The 5477-nt window shown below is 60.2% G+C and carries 4 protein-coding genes; 2 read left to right on the plus strand and 2 right to left on the minus strand.

The window, feature by feature from the left end; genetic code table 11:
* The first annotated feature begins 186 nt into the window (after positions 1 to 186).
* Positions 187 to 312 carry a hypothetical protein gene (locus tag C3418_RS24940; RefSeq protein ID WP_010674215.1) on the plus strand — a complete coding sequence of 42 codons (126 nt, stop codon included), beginning with the start codon at positions 187 to 189 and terminating at the stop codon, positions 310 to 312.
* Between the two features lie 115 nt (positions 313 to 427).
* Here the strand turns inward: C3418_RS24940 and uvrA are convergent, their stop codons facing one another.
* Positions 428 to 3256 carry an excinuclease ABC subunit UvrA gene (gene uvrA, locus C3418_RS22595; protein WP_041211876.1) on the minus strand — a complete coding sequence of 943 codons (2829 nt, stop codon included), beginning with the start codon at positions 3254 to 3256 and terminating at the stop codon, positions 428 to 430.
* Positions 3257 to 3348: 92 nt separating this feature from the next.
* A complete protein-coding gene (locus C3418_RS22600; RefSeq protein WP_164884789.1) occupies positions 3349 to 3987 on the minus strand; it encodes a LuxR C-terminal-related transcriptional regulator in 639 nt (212 codons plus the stop codon).
* A gap of 517 nt (positions 3988 to 4504) precedes the next feature.
* Between C3418_RS22600 and C3418_RS22605 the strand changes: the two genes are divergently transcribed.
* On the plus strand, positions 4505 to 5074 hold the full coding sequence (locus C3418_RS22605; RefSeq protein ID WP_010674212.1) for a single-stranded DNA-binding protein: 570 nt from the start codon (positions 4505 to 4507) through the stop codon (positions 5072 to 5074).
* The last annotated feature ends 403 nt before the right edge of the window (positions 5075 to 5477 follow it).

Here is a 5477-nt window from a genome sequence, read left to right on the forward strand (position 1 = left end):
GACGATTAAAAAGTGTGAAGGCGATCCTGACTATAAAGTTAACTGCATATCACAGGCCTATAAGTATTTGTTTTGTAGGCAAAAAACTATTTTTAATTTTTAACAAAATGTTCACGATCTCGCCCTGAATTATGCCCCGGGGCGTATTTTATTAATGCGATGTAACCACGCTGTAATTTGAATTTTATGAAACCACAGACACGCAAAGACAAAATTCTCGGCATTCTTGCCGCCATCTGGGGGATAGGTTCCTTCCTCTTCATTCTGCTGGGTTTCCTGTTCGCCCTCGCCTTCCTGATGCTGACACACTGAGTCTGCCGGACGAGTCCCTCTTTTCTCCCTCTCATCCCTGGCCGGGCGCCAGATCGGCGCACCTCGCCACCGGCCAACAAAAAAGGGGCCCTGGCCCCTTTTTCTCGAGTGACGCTTATTTCTCCAGTAGAGGAGCGAGGAAGCGCGCCGTGTGGGACTCCTTGCAACGGCTCATCTCCTCAGGCGTACCCGTCACCAGAATACGGCCACCACCAGCGCCCCCTTCCGGGCCCAGATCAACGATCCAGTCCGCGGTTTTGATGACGTCCAGGTTGTGCTCGATGATGACGATGGTGTTGCCCCGATCCCGCAGTTGGTGCAGTACCTTGAGCAACTGCTGGATATCGTGGAAGTGCAGCCCCGTGGTCGGTTCGTCCAGGATGTAGAGGGTCTGACCGGTGTCCCGCTTGGAGAGCTCCCGCGCCAGCTTGACCCGCTGCGCCTCGCCGCCAGAGAGCGTGGTAGCGGACTGACCGAGCCGGATGTAGGAGAGGCCCACGTCCATCAGGGTCTGCAGCTTGCGCGCCACCGCCGGCACCGGATCGAAGAAGGCACGGGCATCTTCCACCGTCATCTCGAGGATTTCGTGGATGTTCTTGCCCTTGTACTTCACCTCCAGGGTCTCGCGGTTGTAGCGCTTGCCCTTGCAGACGTCGCACGGCACGTAGACGTCCGGCAGGAAGTGCATCTCCACCTTGATGACCCCGTCCCCCTGGCACGCCTCGCAGCGTCCCCCCTTCACATTGAAGGAGAAGCGGCCCGGCTGGTAGCCACGGGAACGCGCCTCCTGGGTGCCGGAGAGCAGCTCGCGGATCGGGGTGAACAGGCCGGTGTAGGTGGCCGGGTTGGAGCGCGGGGTGCGGCCGATGGGGCTCTGGTCGATATCCACCACCTTGTCCAGATGCTCCAGCCCCTCGACGCTGCGATAGGGCGCAGGCGTGGACTCGGTGGCCTTGTTCAGCTCGCGGTGGGCGATGCGGAACAGGGTGTCGTTGATCAGGGTCGACTTGCCGGAACCGGAGACGCCGGTGACGCAGGTCATCACTCCGATGGGCAGATCCAGGTTGACGTTGCGCAGGTTGTTGCCGCTCGCCCCTTTCAATTTCAGCCACTTGCCGGTGAGCGGGGTGCGCTCGGCCGGGATGGCGATCTGCTTGCGCCCGGAGAGGTAGTCACCGGTCAGGGACTCGGGGTTCGCGATGATCTCCTCCGGCGTCCCCTGGGCGACGATGGCACCGCCGTGCACGCCAGCCCCCGGGCCGATGTCGAGCACATGGTCGGCGAGGCGAATGGCATCCTCATCGTGCTCCACCACGATCACGGTGTTGCCGAGATCACGCAGGTGGGTCAGGGTCTTGAGCAGCCGCTCGTTGTCCCGCTGATGCAGACCGATGGAGGGCTCGTCCAGCACGTACATGACCCCCACCAGGCCAGCCCCGATCTGGCTGGCCAGCCGGATCCGCTGCGCCTCGCCACCGGAGAGGGTCTCTGCACTGCGCGACAGGCTCAGATAGTTGAGGCCGACGTTCACCAGGAAGCCGAGCCGCTCGACGATCTCCTTGAGGATCTTGTCCGCTATCTGGGCACGCTGACCGGACAGGTTCAACCCTTCGAAGAAGGCCAGGGCATCGCCGATGGACTGCTCGGCGATGGCGGGCAGGTTGCGATTGTCCACGAAAACGTGGCGGGCTTCTTCCCGCAGTCGGCTGCCACCGCAACTGGTACAGGACTTGTTGGCAATGTATTTGGCCAGCTCTTCCCGCACCGCGTTGGATTCGGTCTCCCGGTAACGGCGCTCCATGTTGTGCAAAATCCCCTCGAACGGGTGCTTGCGCACCACCACGTCGCCGCGGTCATTCATGTAGCGGAACTCGATCTCGGTGCGCCCGGAGCCGCGCAGGATCACCTCCTGGGTCTTGAGCGGCAGATCCTCCCAGGGGCTCTCCAGGTCGAACTTGTAGTGATCGGCCAGGGATTTGAGCATCTGGAAGTAGTAGAAGCTGCGCTTGTCCCAACCACGGATGGCGCCGCCGGCCAGGCTCTGGCCCGGATCATGGATGAGCTTGGCGGGATCGAAATACTGCTGCACCCCGAGACCATCACAGGTGGGGCAGGCCCCCGCCGGGTTGTTGAAGGAGAAGATCCGGGGCTCCAGCTCCGACATGGAGTAACCGCACTCGGGGCAGGCGAAGTTGGCGGAGAAGGTCATGGGGGCAACCCCATCCTCCCCGTCCATCGGCACCACCAGCACGATGCCGCCGGAGAGAGTCAGCGCCGTTTCGAACGATTCGGCCAGGCGCAGGGCCAGGTCATCGCGCACCTTGAATCTGTCCACCACCACCTCGATGGTGTGCTTCTTGTGCAGCTCCAGCGCGGGAGGATCCGACAGATCGCACACCTCGCCGTCGATGCGGGCGCGGATGTAACCCTGGGCCGCCAGGTTCTCCAGCAGCTTGGTGTGCTCCCCCTTGCGGTTGCGCACCACGGGGGCCAGCAGCATCAGCTTGGCGCCTTCGGGCTGGGCCAGCACCTGATCCACCATCTGGCTGATGGTCTGGGCCGCGAGCGGAATGGCGTGGGTCGGGCAGCGTGGCTCGCCGACCCGGGCGAACAGCAGCCGCAGGTAGTCGTAAATCTCGGTGATGGTGCCGACGGTCGAGCGCGGGTTGTGGGAGGTGGACTTCTGCTCGATGGAGATGGCAGGCGACAGCCCCTCGATGTGGTCCACGTCCGGCTTCTCCATCAGGGAGAGGAACTGGCGGGCATAGGCGGAAAGCGATTCCACATAGCGGCGCTGCCCCTCGGCATAGAGGGTATCGAACGCCAGGGAGGATTTGCCCGAACCGGACAGGCCGGTCACCACGATCAGCTTGTCACGTGGCAGGATCAGGTTGATGTTCTTGAGGTTGTGGGTGCGGGCACCCCGGATCACGATTTTTTCCATCTTGTTGCGCGCTCGATACGGGAACCAGAGCGGGCCAGTATGGCATAGAGACTACTGGATGAATAGACAGTCTTTCCTTCCGTGCCCCTTCCTCAGAGATACTCCTTGGCCCAGCTCACCGCCTGCAACCGGTTCTTGACGTTCAGCTTCTTGAAGACGTTGTAGAGATGGGATTTGACGGTGTGTTCGCTCACGAACAGGCTGTCGGCGATCTCGGTGTTGGAGGCCCCCGTCATCAGGTGACGCACGATCTCCTGCTCGCGGGCGGTCAGCAGCGTCTGCTGACGCTGAGGTTGCCCGCTCCCCTTGCGGTAGTAGTCCACCAGGTCGCACAGCAGGTGGCGCGGGATCCAGTACTCCCCCTGCAACACCTTGCGGATGCCGAAGACCAACCTGTCCAGCGTGTCCTGACGAAAGAAGAGCCCGCTGGTATGGGGCCACATCAGCAGCAGCTCTTTGTTGGTGCTGGTCGGGGCATTGAGCAACACGGCACTGGCCTCGCCAAAGCGCTGGCAGATGGCATTGCTCCACAGCTCCTGCTGGGTCGACTTGAGGTAGTCCAGATCGATCAGCAGCAAGGTTTTGGAGGCGCCCTCTGCAACGTCTGGCAGGTCATTCAGCTCCCCCACCAGCAAGATGGGCAGACCAAGCTCTTCACTGAGGTGACGCTGGAAACGGGAGGCTTGTGCGTTATTTTCGGTGATCAGCACCAGGAGGGAGTCGGGCGTCATCAAGAGAACTTCCTTGCACATTCGAGTCGGGGCTTTTTGGCAAGGAAGAGTACCAATCCCCCTCCTGGCTGCAGCATTAAAAAAGTATTAGACGCATCGGTGGCTCCTTTGAAGCCCAGCAATTTTCCAGCCAATACAATTGGCTAGCACGCCCCCCCCATTTGGGGGGTCAAGTAGTGCCGGTGCGCACCATAACAGCTCCGCCCTCTTCACGCAGCCTGCCCCAGCCTCCTCCCCTTGCTGGTGACACCTTACCTCGGGTAAGTTACTCAGGCTGTGGCGATCCATTGACGCCACAGTGGCAGGGAAGATGTGCGCTCATGCCCGTCAACTGGTACTATGGCGGCCAAACGCTGCGGCCGATCCATGACGCCTCTGCCGGCAAGCTCCGGCGCAGCCAGGACACTGAAGAGAGATGACACCCAGCCAGGGCGCGCATCTCGTTGCAAACAAACGCATTATTGAATGGGCCCAGGCATCTGGCCTGGCCGGTATACATAAGGGTGGAAGAGAGATTATGGCCAGTCGAGGCATCAACAAAGTCATTCTGATCGGTAACCTGGGGCAAGACCCGGAAGTGCGCTACATGCCGAGCGGCGGTGCCGTGACTAACATCACCCTGGCCACCTCCGATACCTGGCGCGACAAGCAGACCGGTGAGCAGAAAGAGCGCACCGAATGGCACCGTGTCGTCTTCATGGGCAAGCTGGCCGAAGTGGCCGGCGAGTACCTGAAGAAGGGCTCCCAGGTCTATGTGGAAGGCAAGCTCCAGACCCGTAAATGGCAGGATCAGAGCGGCCAGGAGCGCTACACCACCGAGGTGCTGGTCGACAGCTTCACCGGTGTGATGCAGATGCTGGGTGGCCGTCCGCAGGGCGGTGGCCAGGGCATGGGCGGCCAATCATCCCAGGGCAACTGGGGCCAGCCGCAACAGGCTGCACCGCAACAGAACATGCAACGTCCTGCTGCCCCGCAGCAGAACATGCAACCGCAAGGCGGTTACGGCCGTCCGGCCCAGCAGCCGCAATCTGCCCCGCCGGTCTACAACGAACCGCCGATGGATTTCGACGACGATATTCCGTTCTAGGGCCGGATTTTTTAAAATGCAAAGCACTTTGTAAAGCAAAATGCCCAAAAACCCCGATATTTCGGGGTTTTTTCATTTCTAAACATGTAAAGATTGCTCATTCTGAAAGCTCGGAGTATACATTAGGGATAGGTGTCTAAAAGTGTAAAGGAATGATGCAGTGAAGCTCAGAACCGTCAACATGAAGCAGTACAATGAACGCAAGTATTTAATCGTTGATGAGAAAGGACTCCCCATCCCAAGGCTATGTGAGTTCACTCTGACACACCTGTATGGCTGTCTCTTGATCAGATCTTGATCCCCTGTGCCATCAAATCCTTGGCGGCAAGAAAGCCATCCAGTTTACTTTGCAGGGCTTCCCAGCCTTCCCAGAGGGCGCCCCAGCTGGCAATTCCGGTTCGCT

Origin of the sequence: Aeromonas sp. ASNIH8, from assembly GCF_002919855.1 — a bacterium.
GTDB classification, from domain to species: domain Bacteria; phylum Pseudomonadota; class Gammaproteobacteria; order Enterobacterales; family Aeromonadaceae; genus Aeromonas; species Aeromonas caviae.

Coding starts and splice junctions, on each gene's coding strand:
- C3418_RS22600 (WP_164884789.1), bottom strand. CDS start 3,987: ATGACGCCCGACTCCCTCCTGGTGCTGATCACCGAAAATAACGCACAA.
- uvrA (WP_041211876.1), bottom strand. CDS start 3,256: ATGGAAAAAATCGTGATCCGGGGTGCCCGCACCCACAACCTCAAGAAC.
- C3418_RS24940 (WP_010674215.1), top strand. CDS start 187: ATGAAACCACAGACACGCAAAGACAAAATTCTCGGCATTCTTGCCGCC.
- C3418_RS22605 (WP_010674212.1), top strand. CDS start 4,505: ATGGCCAGTCGAGGCATCAACAAAGTCATTCTGATCGGTAACCTGGGG.